The organism is Cohnella panacarvi Gsoil 349 (assembly GCF_000515335.1).
Taxonomy (GTDB): domain Bacteria; phylum Bacillota; class Bacilli; order Paenibacillales; family Paenibacillaceae; genus Cohnella; species Cohnella panacarvi.
In genome coordinates, this window is sequence record NZ_KI911563.1 from 3,850,230 (window position 1) to 3,864,927 (window position 14,698).

A 14,698-nucleotide genomic window follows, 5' to 3' on the forward strand; every position below is an offset into this window, starting at 1 on the left:
TAACCCCCGATACAAGGTATTAAGCGGACGCCTCCATCCTCCGGGACTCGGTCGCGTCAACAAGAGTGGTACCGCGGAAGGCTAACATGCCCGCCGTCTCTTATTCCAAGAGACTGGCGGGCTTTTATATTACTATCGCGATGAACGGGAGCAGTAAGAATACCTCGGGTGCAGAGAGCTGCGGGTTGGTGCGACGCAGCCGAAGAGGGTTCCGAAACTCGCCCGGGAGCGTAACGGCGGAAAGAAGTTCGGCGCAAGCCGAAACCTTCACGTACGTCGATACGGCTGGCCCCCGATATCGGGCGCTTGCGGCGACTTCAACCGACCGAACGGGGGAAGCCGAAGCACACAAGGGGGAGGACTCGTTTGCCATTCGGAAGGCAAACCCCTCCAAGCGGAGTGGTACCGCGGCGGTCTGATCGGCCCGTCGTCTCTGAAAATCATCAGGAGACGGCGGGCTTTTTGTCGTTCTCCCGGGGCTTCGCCAACCAATCCCAAACCTTAGGAGGGCTTTACGATGACCAATCAAACACAAACGCACACCCAAGCAACGACCGCTAAACAACAAATCCGCATTTTCGATACGACGCTCCGCGACGGAGAGCAGGCGCCAGGCGCTTCGATGCGCCCCGAGCAGAAAATCGTCATCGCCCGCCAGCTGGCGCGCCTCGGCGTCGACATCATCGAGCCGGGCTTCGCGATATCCAGCCCCGGCGAGTTCCAAGCGATCCAGCACATTTCCCGCGAGCTGCAGAACACGGAAATATGCGGCTTCGCCCGCTGCGTACCGATCGACATCGACGCCGCCGTCCAAGCGACGCAGGACGCGGCTCGCCGCCGGCTTCACCTGTTCATCTCTTCGTCGCAGATCCATCTGGACTTCCAATTGCGCAAAACGCAGGATCAAGTCGTCGAGATGGTTCGCGGCATGGTTTCCTACGGTAAGCAGTTCGTGAACGAAATCGAGTTTTCGCCGATGGACGCATCCCGCGCAAGCGAGGAGTTTCTGTTCCGGGTCATCGAGACCGCGATCGAAGCGGGAGCGACGATCATCAACGTGCCGGATACGATGGGCTACGCGCTCCCAGAGGAATTCGGCCCGTTGTTTACGAGAATCCGCAAAGGCGTGCGGGGCGGCGACAAAGTCGTCTACAGCACGCACTGCCACAACGACCTCGGACTTGCGGTCGCGAACAGCTTGGCGGCGATCCGCCACGGAGTAACGCAAGTGGAAGTGAGCGTTAACGGCGTCGGAGAGCGCGCGGGCAACTGCTCGTTGGAGGAGCTGGTTATGGCGATCGAGACGAGAGGCGAATCGATGGGCGTGACGACGAATATCAACATCGATCAAATTTACGAAACTTCGCGAGTCGTCAGCCGGGCGATGCATTTCCCGATCGCGTACAACAAACCGATCGTCGGCCGCAACGCTTTTCAACACGAATCGGGCATCCATCAGGACGGCCTCCTGAAAAACCGCAACACCTACGAGATCATGGATCCCGAGGCGATGGGCATCCCGCGCAGCATGATCATTCTGGGCAAACATTCCGGCCGCCATGCGATCAAGCACCGGGTAGCGGAGTTCGGGGTCCAGCTGAACGACGAGGAGATGGAGGATCTGTACAACCGCTTCAAGGCGAAAGCCGACGAACAGAAAATCATTACCGACGACGTGCTCATGCAACTGGTAGGCGAATCGACGGATACGATCGTGCAGCCTTACTCGCTGGTCGATCTGCAAGTGCTGGCAGGTTCTCAACGATCCCGCATCGCGTCGGTGACGATTCACAGCTCTGAAGAGGGGACGGATGCCACCTACACCGGCGTAGGCGAAGGTCCGCTCGAAGCGGTTATCCAATGCATCCGCCAAGCGATGCCGGTCGACGCGGAATTCGAGGATTTGGAGCTGCACTCGCTGTCCACGGGGGAAGACGCTTCGGGCGAAGCGGTCGTCTCCGTCGTCAGCAACGGCAAGCGGTTCCGCGGCACCGCGATCCACAGAGACATTATTCTGGCGGCCGCCAGAGCTTACGTGGCAGCCTGCAACGGAGTCGTCATCGCCCGTCGCCAGGCAGCCGAAGCCGAGCGAAAGGAAGCGGCGGGAGAATAATCCAAGCGACAATCGCATAATTGCCAATTCAACAGGTGTGGACAACTTATCCACACCTGTTGTGCATAATGGGGACAAACTCGTAAATCCACTGTGGGGCAAGGGGGGAGTTGTCCATGAAAATGGGATGAGTTTTTCACAACGGAGCTGTGGATAGTGTGGACAATGTGGATAGAACGGTGGAAAACTAATCGAACAAGCGCAAAGGTCGACAAAAAAGCTTGCGCATCAACATTCTCGGGTTGCGGATTCGACAAAATCCCCGAAGTCTGTTGCTCGCAAGCTGTGGATAGAACTGTGTATATCGTATTGGTAATTTCGAAGGTCTGTCTATTCCTCCATTAACGCTTCCCATATCGCATAGTTTTCGTCTAGTGCGGCTTTCGTACGCTCCACCTCGGCTTGCTTTTCCCGAAGCTTCATATAATCCGTGACCAGCTCGGGAGAAGCCATCTCCAACTGCAATGCCTCAAGCTGTTCCTCCAGCCTCGCAATCTCCGCCTCGGCTTGCTCGCGCTTGCGCTGCTTGGCGCGTTCCTCGCGTTTAAGCTGCTTCTCGGCCTCGTAATCGTTCGCGGGCTGCTGAGCGGCGGAAGAGGAGGATGATGAAGCAGCGGGCGTCGCCTGTTCGGCTTCCCACTCCAGCATATCTTGTTTTTTTGTTACCATTTCATCGTAATTTCCCAGGAAATGTCGAACGCCGTCGGCGTTCAACTCGACGATCCGATCCGCGATCCGATTCAGGAAGTAGCGGTCATGGGAGACGAAGAGCAGCGTGCCATCGTATTCGTCGAGCGCCGCTTCGAGCACTTCGCGGCTCATCAGATCGAGATGGTTCGTCGGTTCGTCCATGATCATCACGTTCGCTTTGCGAAGCATAAGCTTCGAGAGCGCGACGCGGGCTTTCTCGCCTCCGCTTAACGAACTTACCTTCTTCTTGACGTCCTCGCCGCTGAACAGGAAGTTGCCGAGCACGGTGCGGATCTCCGCCTCGGGCTGCATCGGGAACGCGCTCCATAACTCTTCGAGTACGGTATTGTCCGGATTCAGCTCGCGCTGCTCCTGGTCGTAGTAACCGATGGATACGCCGGCTCCCCATTCCACCGCGCCGCTTCGCAACGGCAGCCTGTCGATCAGCGCGCGCAGCAGCGTCGTTTTGCCGACGCCGTTGGGTCCGAGCAGCGCAAGCCGCTCTCCGCGTCTGACTTCGAAGCCGACGTTGCGGAACAATGGCGCCATGTCCGGTTTCGGCGCGGCAGAAGCGTTAACGACGCGCAATACTTCCTTGCCGCTGCGCCGCTCGGTCGTGAACGAGAAGCTGGCTTGCCGCAGCGCGCCGGGCTTCTCCAGCCGTTCGATTCGCTCGAGCGCGTTGCGCCGGCTCTGCGCTCTCCGCGTCGTCGTCGCGCGGACGATGTTGCGTTGAATGAAATCCTCCATGCGCGCGATTTCTTTGCGTTGCGTTTCGTATAGCTTCATCTGCTGGGCGAACGCGGAGGCTTTCAGCTCCATGTAGCGGCTGTAGTTGCCCGTGTACCTCGTCGCCGCGTTCCGTTCGATCTCGATGACCGAAGTAACCGTCGCATCAAGGAAGTAACGGTCATGGGATACGATGACCATCGCGCCGTTATAGGAACGCAAGTATTGCTCGAGCCAAGTTAACGTATCGATATCCAGATGGTTGGTCGGCTCGTCTAGAAGAAGAAGATCCGGCTGCACGAGCAACAGGCGGGCAAGCGCGAGACGCGTCCGCTGGCCTCCGCTGAGCGAGGCGACTTCGGTATCCGGCGCAAAATCGCCGAATCCCATTCCGTTAAGCACGCTGCGGGTACGGTTGCCCATCTCGTAACCGCCGGCTTCGCGGAATTTCTCGCTGGCATCGGCGTACTGCGAAAGCAGCGATTCATATCGAACCGCGTTCTCGAGCTCGGCGGGATCGGCGATTCGCGCCTCCATCTCGCGCAGGCTCGCTTCCTGCTCCAGCAGCGGGCCGAATGCGGAAGTCATCTCCTCCATCAGCGTCCGATGACCTTGCAGTCCGCCGTTTTGCGCCAAGTAACCGATCTTTACGTCCTTCGCTTTCGATATCGATCCGTGATCGGCGCGCAGCTCGCCGGCGAGCACCTTGAGCAGCGTGGACTTGCCGGCTCCGTTCACGCCGACGAGCCCGATACGATCGCGTTCATTAATGAGCAGCGTTATCCCTTCGAGCACGGGAGTAACGCCGTAATGTTTGGAAATGCCATTCGCTTGCAAGAGCAAGAGGAATCCCTCCGACATCATGTGATCAGTAATATACCAAGCTATCTATAACATCTAGATATCCACCCAAGTTTACCTTAAATGAGGGAGATCGTCCAAGCCGTCCCCGTTTGGCGAAAAAAGGTGAAAAATGCTAAGATAATGAGTAGCTTTATCTTTATTTTCATCTAAGGTGGCATGCGGGATATGGATCAGGTTTCCGGCCCTTGGAATAAATCCGAATGGCGCGCGCGCATGCGAGCCGTCCGCGATTCGCTGACCCCCGGCGATAGAGAGGAACGATCGAGGCGGTTATGCGGGCAAACGTCCCTTCACGTCCTTAATCCGATGCGCGCGAAGCTAGGACGCCCGCTCAATGTGTGCGTCTATGCCGCTTTTCGCTCGGAGGCCGATCCTGCGCAGTTGATACTAGATTGTCTGACGACAGGCGATCAGCTTATGGCGCCAAGAATTTTGCCTGACGGAGAAGGAATGGAGTTAAGGAAGGTCGAAAGTTTGTCTAGCTGGGTATCCGGACGATGGGGCGTCCCCGAGCCGGATCCGGACAACACCTCCGAATGGGACTTGTCGATTCGGCCGGACGTCGTGCTCGTTCCGGGGCTCGCGTTCAACGAGCAAGGCGGCAGACTCGGTTACGGCGGCGGGTATTATGACAGGTTATACGCGAAGCTGCGGGAATCGGGGGGAACATTGACGACACGGTGGATCGGTTTCGCTTACGAACTGCAGGTTATCGCGGAGCCGTTGCCCATGGAACCGCACGACTTGCGCTTAAGCGCGCTCGCGACGGAAACGGGCTTGCGCCGGTTCGCGGGCGAATCGGAATAGGACATATGCCGAATGAAGGAGCAGAACGCATGACGCAACCGAACGATCGTTTGACTCATTTCAATGAACAAGGACGGGCGGCGATGGTAGACGTGACCGATAAGCCGGTCACCTCCAGAGTCGCCGTCGCGCAAGGACAGGTGACGATGGCTCCGGATACGCTGGCGCGGATCCAAGAAGGCAAAGTCTCCAAAGGAGACGTCTTGGCCGTTGCGCAGATCGCGGGCATTCAAGCGGCCAAACGGACTTCCGATTGGATTCCGATGTGCCATCCGTTGCCGCTTACCGGGGTCAACTTATCTTTCACAGACAACGGCATCGATACCTTATATATACAAGCGGAAGTGAAGACGACCGGCAAGACGGGAGTCGAGATGGAGGCGTTAACCGCCGTTTCCGCCGCCGCGTTGACGGTCTACGATATGTGCAAGGCGATCCAGAAGGATATGATCGTCGGACCGATAGCGCTGCTGTCCAAAACCGGAGGCAAGAGCGGCGATTATACCGCCGATACGCTGCGGCAAGGCGAATAACAATCCGTATTCAGGGGGAGCGGGGGATATAGAGATGCGTTGGAAAGTAGCCCTATTGACTGCAAGCGACAAAGGTTCGCGGGGAGAACGGGAAGATACGAGCGCGCAGGTCGTCCGGGAGCTCGTAGAGGAAGAGCTTGGCGGCGACATCGTCGACTATCGCATCGTTCCGGACGATCAGGATGAAATTCGCGCCGCGCTGATCGAGATGGCGGATTATTATCAAGCCGATCTTGTGCTGACGACCGGAGGCACCGGCCTCGGGCTCAGGGACGTTACCCCCGAGGCGACGCTTAAGATCGCGGAACGCGTCATACCGGGCATGGCCGAGACGATGCGGGCGGCGGAGATGCAGCGTTCCCGCATGGGCATGCTGTTCCGCGGCGTGTGCGTCATCCGCGGCAACACGCTGATCGTGAACTTGCCCGGCGATCCGAAGGGCGTCAGCGAACATCTGATGGCGATCATGGACATGCTGCCCGAAGCGATGGAGCAAGTCAAAGGCATGGGAAGGGATACGGAACGATGACGGGACCTCTGGAGAACGAACCGGCAACGCATTCGCGAACGGCCCGAATCAGCGATTCGATCGTCCGCGAAGTGAGTACGGATGACGCGGTCGGCATGGTGCTTGCCCACGATCTGACGCAGATCGTGCCCGGCGAGTTCAAGGGACGGTTGTTTCGCAAAGGCCATGTCGTTACGAGCGAGGATATCCCGAAGCTGAAAGATATAGGGAAGGAAAACCTGTACGTCGTCGAGCTGGCGTCGACCGATCTTCACGAGGACGACGCGGCCCATCGCATGGCGGTCGCGCTAGGCGGCGAACATACGGGGTACGGGGAACCGCATGAAGGCAAAGTGACGATCAAGTCCGATATTCGCGGACTGGCCTGCGTCGATCGGGAAGTCGTCGACGAGATTAACCGGCTGGGGGATATCGCCTTGGCTACCGTTACGAACCATCGGGTCGTTCAGCCGGGCGATGCGGTTGCGGCGACGCGGGCGATTCCGCTCATCGTCCCCGAGCTCAAGGTGCGGGAGGTCGAACGAATCGCGGAACGCCACCTCGAGCGGCACGGCGTCGGACCGATCCGCGTTCGCCCGCTCCGCCGGATGAAAGCGGGCTTGCTGACGACGGGCACGGAAGTGTACACCGGCCGAATCCAAGACAAATTCGGGCCGGCCGTGCGCGCCAAGCTCGAATCGCTCGGTTCGGAAGTCGCGGAGCAGCGTTTCGCTCCCGACGACAGACAAACAATTGTCAAGGATATTCACTATTTCCTGCAACAAGGGTATGATATGATACTTGTAACAGGCGGAATGTCGGTTGATCCGGACGATCGCACGCCGGGCGCCATCGCGGCGGCAGGCACGGATATCGTCAGCTACGGTACGCCGATGCTGCCCGGATCGATGCTGCTGCTCGGCTATTTGCGGGGCGTGCCGATTTTTGGCTTGCCGGGTTGCGTCATGCACGATCCTTACACGTCATTCGACGTATTATTGCCGCGTATATTGGCGGGAGACACGATCGTTAAAGAAGATATCGTCGGTATGGGCTACGGCGGACTGTATCGTTGTTGAATACACGTGTAGAAGAGAGACTACAACAAGACGAGGAACGGAGGTATAGCACATGGGTGGTATTGGAGCATCGGGGATTATTTTGCTCGTGTTGATCGCGCTCTTGCTGTTCGGACCGAATAAACTGCCGGAGCTGGGCCGCGCATTCGGACGGACGCTTCGCGAATTCAAGAAGGGCGCCAACGATTTGATGGATGAATCGAAGGATCGCGGCGCGAATGCGAACCGCGTAGACGTAACGCCGGAAGAGAGCGAACTGCCGAAGTCGGAACGCCGTCTTCCAGAGTAACGAATCATAACGAGCATACGAGCAGGGGCTGTCTCTCTAGCAGTAGTTCTACTGCGAAGGGACAGCCCTCTTGTCGCATGGAGGAAGCCATACATGAATCAAAGTCCAGAGGCTAAGCGCGATGACGAATGGATGCCGGTCATGGACCATTTGGGCGAACTGCGCAAGCGGCTAATCTATTGTCTTATCGTATTCGTCGTCGGTTTGGTCGGCGGCTTATTCGGCGCGAAGCCCTCGTTCGATTACTTCGTCGAAGCCGCGCCCGTAGATAACCTCGATCTCCATGTGTTCTCGCCTTGGGACGCGATCGGACTTTACATGAAGTTCGCCATCCTCATCTCGCTCATCGCGGCGATTCCTTTCACGTTGTTCCAATTGTGGTTGTTCGTTAAACCCGCGCTCGGAATGAAGGAACGGAGAGCGACGCTGAGATACATACCCGGTGCGTTGATCATGTTCCTGGCCGGCCTGTCTTTCGCTTATTACGTCGTGTTTCCGATGGCGTATTTGTTCACGGCTAAAGTGACGAAGAGCATGGGGCTTAGCGAGACGTACGGCGTCACTCAATATTTCAGCTTTCTGTTTAATATTCTGTTGCCGATCTCGCTTCTGTTCGAGCTTCCGATCGTCATTCTGTTCCTCACCCGAATCGGGATATTGAATCCGTTCCTGCTCGTCAAGATGCGCCGGGTCGCTTGGTTCGTCATGGTCGTGGTCGGGGTAACGATTACTCCTCCGGACGTGATCTCCGACTTGCTCGTGGCGATTCCGCTCATTCTGTTGTTCGAGTTCAGCGTGCTGCTGTCGAGAGGCGCGTACCGCAAGCGTCTAGCTGCCCGCGAGGAACGGGAAGCCCAGCTATCCGAGAGCTGATTCCGATCCGATATCCTGCTTCGTAGACCTGTTTTCCCTGGTCAAAATGTGCCAAATTTCGATATGCCAATACCCGAAAATATGGTACAATCTTTCAAGAAAGGGCTTTCAGGAGCATATCGGGAGGAATAGCGCATGCGCAACTTGACAATTGGTCGTAAAATGACTATCGGCTATTTGGGACTCGTGTTGTTGTTGGTTATCGGCTTCATCATGATTGTCACGCAATTGGAACTGTCCGACCACGGCGCCTTGTTTACTGAGCTGATTATTATTTTCGTGGCGATTGCCGCACTATCCGGATTCGGCGTCTTGTGGATTACGCGCAATATTTCCGGTTCGATCGGCAACGTAACCTCCACGCTTCGTAATATCGCTTCTTCGGGCGGAGATCTGACACGCAGAATTCACGTGAGCGCGTCGGACGAGATCGGCAATCTCGCGGACGCGGCGAACCAGATGCTCGACGGCTTGCAGAAGATGATGAAAGAATTCCGCGACAGCACGGCAGAGCTTGCGGCTTCGGCGCTGCAGTTGCAGCAGGGCGCGAGCGAGAATGCGCGCGTCAGCAGCGAAGTGTCCAAAGCGGTAGAGAAGGTCGCTTCCGGTTCCGAGACGCAGGTCGCTCAATCGCAGGAAATTTCGGCGGTCATGCAAGAGACGCTGGACGGCTTGAATCAAGTCGCCGCGACGACGACGGGCGTATCCGACGCCGCGCAGACGACGGTCAGCAGCGCTCAGGCGGGCTCCGAGCTGCTGCGGACGACGTCGGACGAGATCGCCGAGGTCGATACCGCGTTCCGATCGCTGCAAGAGATCGTCAGAGGCTTGAATCAGAAGTCCGAGCAAGTTCAGGAAGTCATCGGTTACATATCCGAAGTATCGAACCAGACGAACCTGCTGGCGCTTAACGCCGCGATCGAAGCGGCGCGGGCGGGCGAACACGGACGCGGCTTCGCGGTCGTCGCCGGAGAGATCCGCAAGCTCGCGGACCAAACGCAGCAATCCGCCGTCCAGATCGGCGAAACGATCGGCACGATGTCGGGCGATATCGGCAAAGTCGCCGCGATGTTCGAACAGAGCGCGAGCTCCGTATTCTCCGCCGTCTCCGGCATGCGCAACGCGGAAGAGACGTTCCGCAATATCGTAGACCAAGTCGGCCAGCTGTCGGGCAACATCGTCGAGGTAGCGGCATCGGTAGAGCAGATGACGGCCGGCAGCGCATCCGTCGTCCAATCGATTCAGGATATCTCCCGCATTACGGAAGAGACGGCTTCGTTCACGGAACAAGTATCCGCGATGACGGAAGAGCAACTGTCGTCCACGGAAGAGATGGCTCGCACGGCCGAGCGCCTAAGCGCGATGGCGGCGAAGCTGAAAGGTTTGGTCGGGAACTTCAGAACCTAAAGCCGGACCGCCTCATGAATGAGGCGTCCCCGAACGGGATACAATGGAAATCGTACCTGCAAGGTGCGGATCCGCATTCAGATGCGGGTCCGCATTTTTTTTATTGCGGATTCGCGCAAGGGGACTTGAAAACAACATCCAAAATAAGTATCATAGAAAATGGTTATTAGCACTTAACACAAATGAGTGCTAACAAATGAGTTGGTTACGCCAACAGACACCTATTTGAGAAGGAGGCAATTTTCATGATCAAACCTTTGGGTGATCGCGTTCTTGTTGAAGCGAGCGCGAAAGAAGAAAAGACGCTGAGCGGAATCGTATTGCCGGATACGGCTAAAGAAAAGCCGCAAGAAGGCACGATTGTCGCTGTAGGCGTTGGCGCCTTGAACAAGGACGGCGGACGGATCGCGCTGGAAGTTAAAGTCGGCGACCGCGTACTGTTCTCCAAATATGCAGGTACCGAGATCAAGTACGAGGGCAAAGAGTACTTGATTATGAAGGAAAGCGACATCCACGCGATCGTAGGCTAACCCGTCGTCGGATCGAACGAACCATACGGCAAACTACGAGCCCGACGAAGATTGAATTTTATTAAGGGCGAGAACATTCGAGCCCGACGAAAATTGATTTTTATCAAGGAGGTTCTTAACGATGGCTAAAGAAATCAGATTCAGCGAAGACGCTCGTCGCGCGATGCTTCGCGGCGTAGACGCTCTTGCGAACGTTGTTAAAGTAACGCTTGGACCGAAAGGCCGCAACGTCGTTCTGGAGAAAAAATTCGGATCCCCGCTGATCACGAACGACGGCGTAACGATCGCCAAAGAAATCGAACTCGAGGATTCTTTCGAGAACATGGGCGCACAGCTCGTTAAAGAAGTCGCGACGAAGACGAACGACGTTGCCGGCGACGGTACGACGACGGCTACCGTTCTTGCCCAAGCGATGATTCGCGAAGGTTTGAAGAACGTTACCGCTGGCGCTAACCCTATGGTTATCCGCAAAGGCATCGACAAAGCGGTTCGCGCTGCAGTAGAGAAGCTGCAAGCGATCTCCAAGCAAGTCGAAGGCCGCAACGACATCGCGCAAGTCGCCGCAATCTCCGCGGCTGACGAAGAAGTCGGCCAACTGATCGCCGACGCGATGGAGAAAGTCGGCAAAGACGGCGTTATTACCGTCGAAGAGTCGAAAGGCTTCCAAACCGAACTTGAAGTCGTGGAAGGCATGCAATTCGATCGCGGTTACATCTCTCCTTACATGATTACCGACACCGACAAGATGATCGCGGTTCTCGACAACCCGTACATCCTGATCACGGATAAGAAAATCACGAACATCCAAGAGATCTTGCCTGTGCTTGAGAAAGTCGTACAATCCGGCAAGCAGCTCCTGATCATCGCGGAAGACGTAGAAGGCGAAGCGCAAGCGACGCTGATCGTGAACCGTCTTCGCGGCACGTTCACATGCGTTGCCGTTAAAGCGCCTGGCTTCGGCGATCGCCGCAAAGCGATGCTGCAAGACATCGCGGCTCTTACGGGCGGCCAAGTGATCACGGAAGAGCTCGGCCTCGAGCTCAAATCGACGAGCATCCAACAGCTCGGTACGGCACGCCAAGTGCGCGTCTCCAAAGAAAACACGATCATCGTCGACGGCGCAGGCGATTCGGCCGACATTCAAGCTCGCGTCAGCCAAATCAAAGCGCAAATCGAAGAGACGACTTCCGACTTCGACCGCGAGAAGCTGCAAGAGCGCCTGGCTAAATTGGCCGGCGGCGTAGCGGTTATCAAAGTCGGCGCTGCGACGGAAACCGAGCTCAAAGAGCGCAAGCTTCGCATCGAAGATGCTCTTAACGCTACGCGCGCGGCTGTCGAGGAAGGTATCGTATCCGGCGGCGGCACGGCTCTCGTGAACGTATACAACGCCGTTGCTGCGGTTAAAGCCGACGGCGACGAGAAAACCGGCGTTAACATCATTCTTCGCGCTTTGGAAGAACCGATCCGCACGATCGCGGCGAACGCGGGCCAAGAAGGCTCCGTCATCGTCGAGCGCCTGAAGAACGAGCCGGTAGGCAACGGCTACAACGCCGCTAACGGCGAGTGGGTCAACATGTTCGAAGCCGGCATCATCGATCCGGTTAAAGTTACGCGTACCGCGCTTCAGAACGCGGCTTCCGTAGCGAGCGTGTTCCTGACGACCGAAGCGGTTATCGCCGACAAGCCTGAGAAGGATAAACCGGCTATGCCAGGCGGCATGGGCGGAATGGGCGGCATGGACATGATGTAATAAGCCGTAAGGCTTGGGAGGCTTCCCCGGATTCATTCCGGGGAAGCCTCTTTTAGTTGATCGATAGCGCGAATAACAGCAAACCGACAGTTATTTTCGGTAAATCAAAAGATGTGGAAAAAATAACAACAAATCGAAAGGTATTTGATCGATATATATGAGGATTAATGATTAGAGGTCTGAAATAAATGCAAATCGTTGTTATATGTTAATAACGACATGTCGGTAGTCGAAATAAATGCAAACTGTTGTTATTTTATCACAGGAACCACAACGTCACTTACACCAACGAAAGTCGAGGTGTATATAGGCGCGAATCGACAGCAAGCCGATTCATGCACCACCGGGACAGAGACGGATTAGCGTTGCCATACAACGTTACTTCGGGGCACCACCGGGACAGAGACGGATTAGCGTTGCCATACAACGTTACTTCGGGGCACCACCGGGACAGAGACGGATTAGCGTTGCCATACAATGTTATTGCGGCGCACCACCGGGACAGAGACGGATTAGCGTTGCCATACAACGTTATTGCGGCGCACCACCGGGACAGAGACGTATTAGCGTTGCCATACAACGTTATTGCGGCGCACCACCGGGACAGCGACGGATTAGCGTTGCCATACAACGTTATTGCGGCGCACCACCGGGACAGAGACGTATTAGCGTTGCCATACAATGTTATTGCGGCGCACCACCGGGACAGAGACGGATTAGCGTTGCCATACAACGTTATTGCGGCGCACCACCGGGACAGAGACGGATTAGCGTTGCCATACAATGTTATTGCGGCGCACCACCGGGACAGAGACGGATTAGCGTTGCCATACAACGTTATTGCGGCGCACCACCGGGACAGACGGATTAGCGTTGCCATACAACGTTATTACGGGGCACCACCGGGACAGAGACGTATTAGCGTTGCCATACAACGTTATTGCGGCGCACCACCGGGACGGAGACGGATTAGCGTTGCCATACAACGTTATTGCGGCGCACCACCGGGACAGAGACGGATTAGCGTTGCCGCGCAACGTTATTACGGCGCATCACCGGGACAGAGACGGATTAGCGTTGCCATACAACGTTATTACGGCGCACCTCCGTAATACAGCAACCCCCGCGAACCGAGTCGCGGGGGTTGCTGTAATCAACGGCTAGCTTCGAACTTTTCCCGAATACGCGCCCGCAGTTGCGCGTTCGTCAGCACCTCGATCGCCGTGAACGCCAGCATCTTGGCGCCGAATACCATGGCCTCGTAGGCAGGAGGCGTTTGCGCGGCATTGCGGAATTCCACCGTATGCAGATTGAAGGGCTGATCGACGACTTTAATGAACGGGTGAATCGCCGGGCATCTGAGCGAGACGTTGCCGAGATCGAGCGAGCCGTGATCCTCGGCGTCATGGATTTCGTCCGGGGTGATTCCCTCGTCCATCAAGTTGGCCGTGTATACTTCGGACAACGCGTGATTCGTGCGGAGCTCGTCGTACGAATATTCGTAGTTGCTGACCTCGACGGTGCAGCCCGTCGCTAGCGCCGCAGCTTCCGCACACGCCTTCACTTTGCGGGAGAGCTCGTCGGTATAGGCCCGCGCGGCGGATCTCACGTAGAATTGCGCCATCGTATAGTCCGGTATAATGTTCGGCGCTTGTCCGCCCTCGGCGATAATGCCGTGAATGCGCGTATCGCTGCGCGTCTGCTGTCTGAGCATGGCGACGTTATTGAACAGCTGGACGACCGCATCGAGCGCGTTAACGCCTTGCTCGGGATTGGCAGCGGCATGGGCGGGCTTGCCGCGAAATTCGAACTGCAGCGCGTCCATCGACAGCGAGCTTCCCGAACGTTCATGGCGATGATACGGGTGCGCCATCAGGGCGACGTCGCAATCGTCGAACAGACCGGCGTTCGCCATATCGACTTTGGCGCCCTTCGTCTCTTCGGCCGGCGTGCCGTACACGCGGATCGTACCTCCCGTGCCGTCCGCCACGGCTCGCAAGCCCGCGGCAGCGCCGAGCGCCATCGTGCAGATGAGATGGTGCCCGCAGGCGTGCCCGATGTCCGGCAGCGCGTCATACTCGGCCAGCAGCCCGATGATCGGCCCCGGCTTGCTTGAACGGTATTCGGCTAGGAAGGCCGTAGGGATGCCAAGCGTACCGCGTTCTACCGAATAGCCGAGCGACTCTAGCGCATCCACCAGCTTGGCCGACGCCAGCTTCTCTTCATGCCCTAGCTCCGGGTGCGCGCCGATGTAAGCGGCAAGCTCCTTTAATCGCGGCGCATAGTTGTCGATGGCTTCGCGAATCTTCCTTTTATGTTCATTCATGGGACCAGCTCCCTTGATCTTCATTGTCTATGTACCATCGTATCGCTTCGACCATGCGCAATCAAGTCGGTTGTCGCGTATGCGAATAACCTGTGAATTTACCGCGAAATCCCGTCGATTCTAACGTACATCGAAACGAAAAGATGCTATATTGAAAGGAAGGAAACCGACACAGCCTTGTCAGTCAGAATGGAGCGGGA

13 protein-coding genes and 1 other annotated feature (1 of these 14 running past the window's edge) are annotated in these 14,698 nt (G+C 56.8%); of the genes, 11 read left to right on the forward strand and 2 right to left on the reverse strand.

Features of this window, described 5'->3' with window-relative positions; genetic code table 11:
* Positions 1 to 104: a binding site (T-box leader), on the forward strand (it extends 151 nt beyond the left edge of the window).
* Positions 105 to 517: 413 nt separating this feature from the next.
* Positions 518 to 2,113: a 2-isopropylmalate synthase gene (locus tag COHPA_RS0118520; protein WP_027087641.1), complete on the forward strand. Its 1,596-nt coding sequence runs from the start codon at positions 518 to 520 to the stop codon at positions 2,111 to 2,113.
* Between the two features lie 330 nt (positions 2,114 to 2,443).
* Here COHPA_RS0118520 and COHPA_RS0118525 read toward each other — a convergent pair whose 3' ends face one another.
* The gene (locus tag COHPA_RS0118525; RefSeq protein WP_027087642.1) at positions 2,444 to 4,375 is read right to left on the reverse strand and encodes an ABC-F family ATP-binding cassette domain-containing protein; all 1,932 of its coding nucleotides are present in this window, start codon (positions 4,373 to 4,375) and stop codon (positions 2,444 to 2,446) included.
* A gap of 186 nt (positions 4,376 to 4,561) precedes the next feature.
* Here COHPA_RS0118525 and COHPA_RS24600 point away from each other — a divergent pair, with 186 nt between their 5' ends.
* The 10 genes from COHPA_RS24600 (at position 4,562) to COHPA_RS25690 (ending at position 13,284) form a co-directional block, all read left to right on the forward strand.
* Entirely contained in the window at positions 4,562 to 5,203 is a 642-nt protein-coding gene (locus COHPA_RS24600) for a 5-formyltetrahydrofolate cyclo-ligase (protein WP_027087643.1), read from the forward strand.
* A gap of 29 nt (positions 5,204 to 5,232) precedes the next feature.
* Entirely contained in the window at positions 5,233 to 5,736 is a 504-nt protein-coding gene (moaC, locus tag COHPA_RS0118535; RefSeq protein WP_027087644.1) for a cyclic pyranopterin monophosphate synthase MoaC, read from the forward strand.
* A 34-nt stretch (positions 5,737 to 5,770) separates the two neighbouring features.
* Positions 5,771 to 6,265: a MogA/MoaB family molybdenum cofactor biosynthesis protein gene (locus tag COHPA_RS0118540; RefSeq protein ID WP_027087645.1), complete on the forward strand. Its 495-nt coding sequence runs from the start codon at positions 5,771 to 5,773 to the stop codon at positions 6,263 to 6,265.
* Complete coding sequence (locus COHPA_RS0118545) at positions 6,262 to 7,323, forward strand: molybdopterin-binding protein (RefSeq protein ID WP_027087646.1); 1,062 nt, start codon at positions 6,262 to 6,264, stop codon at positions 7,321 to 7,323. Before COHPA_RS0118540 ends, COHPA_RS0118545 begins: the two co-directional genes overlap by 4 nt.
* 52 nt (positions 7,324 to 7,375) lie before the next feature.
* Complete coding sequence (gene tatA / locus COHPA_RS0118550) at positions 7,376 to 7,612, forward strand: twin-arginine translocase TatA/TatE family subunit (protein WP_027087647.1); 237 nt, start codon at positions 7,376 to 7,378, stop codon at positions 7,610 to 7,612.
* 93 nt (positions 7,613 to 7,705) lie between these two features.
* A complete protein-coding gene (gene tatC / locus COHPA_RS0118555; protein WP_027087648.1) occupies positions 7,706 to 8,485 on the forward strand; it encodes a twin-arginine translocase subunit TatC in 780 nt (259 codons plus the stop codon).
* A gap of 135 nt (positions 8,486 to 8,620) precedes the next feature.
* On the forward strand, positions 8,621 to 9,892 hold the full coding sequence (locus COHPA_RS0118560; protein WP_027087649.1) for a methyl-accepting chemotaxis protein: 1,272 nt from the start codon (positions 8,621 to 8,623) through the stop codon (positions 9,890 to 9,892).
* A gap of 245 nt (positions 9,893 to 10,137) precedes the next feature.
* A complete protein-coding gene (gene groES / locus COHPA_RS0118565; protein ID WP_027087650.1) occupies positions 10,138 to 10,422 on the forward strand; it encodes a co-chaperone GroES in 285 nt (94 codons plus the stop codon).
* Between the two features lie 121 nt (positions 10,423 to 10,543).
* Positions 10,544 to 12,172: a chaperonin GroEL gene (gene groL, locus COHPA_RS0118570; protein WP_027087651.1), complete on the forward strand. Its 1,629-nt coding sequence runs from the start codon at positions 10,544 to 10,546 to the stop codon at positions 12,170 to 12,172.
* A 335-nt stretch (positions 12,173 to 12,507) separates the two neighbouring features.
* Positions 12,508 to 13,284 (forward strand): hypothetical protein, encoded by a 777-nt coding sequence (locus COHPA_RS25690; RefSeq protein WP_156926700.1) that lies wholly within the window; start codon positions 12,508 to 12,510, stop codon positions 13,282 to 13,284.
* A 41-nt stretch (positions 13,285 to 13,325) separates the two neighbouring features.
* Here the strand turns inward: COHPA_RS25690 and COHPA_RS0118575 are convergent, their stop codons facing one another.
* Positions 13,326 to 14,498: a M20 family metallopeptidase gene (locus tag COHPA_RS0118575; protein ID WP_027087652.1), complete on the reverse strand. Its 1,173-nt coding sequence runs from the start codon at positions 14,496 to 14,498 to the stop codon at positions 13,326 to 13,328.
* Positions 14,499 to 14,698 lie beyond the last annotated feature (200 nt).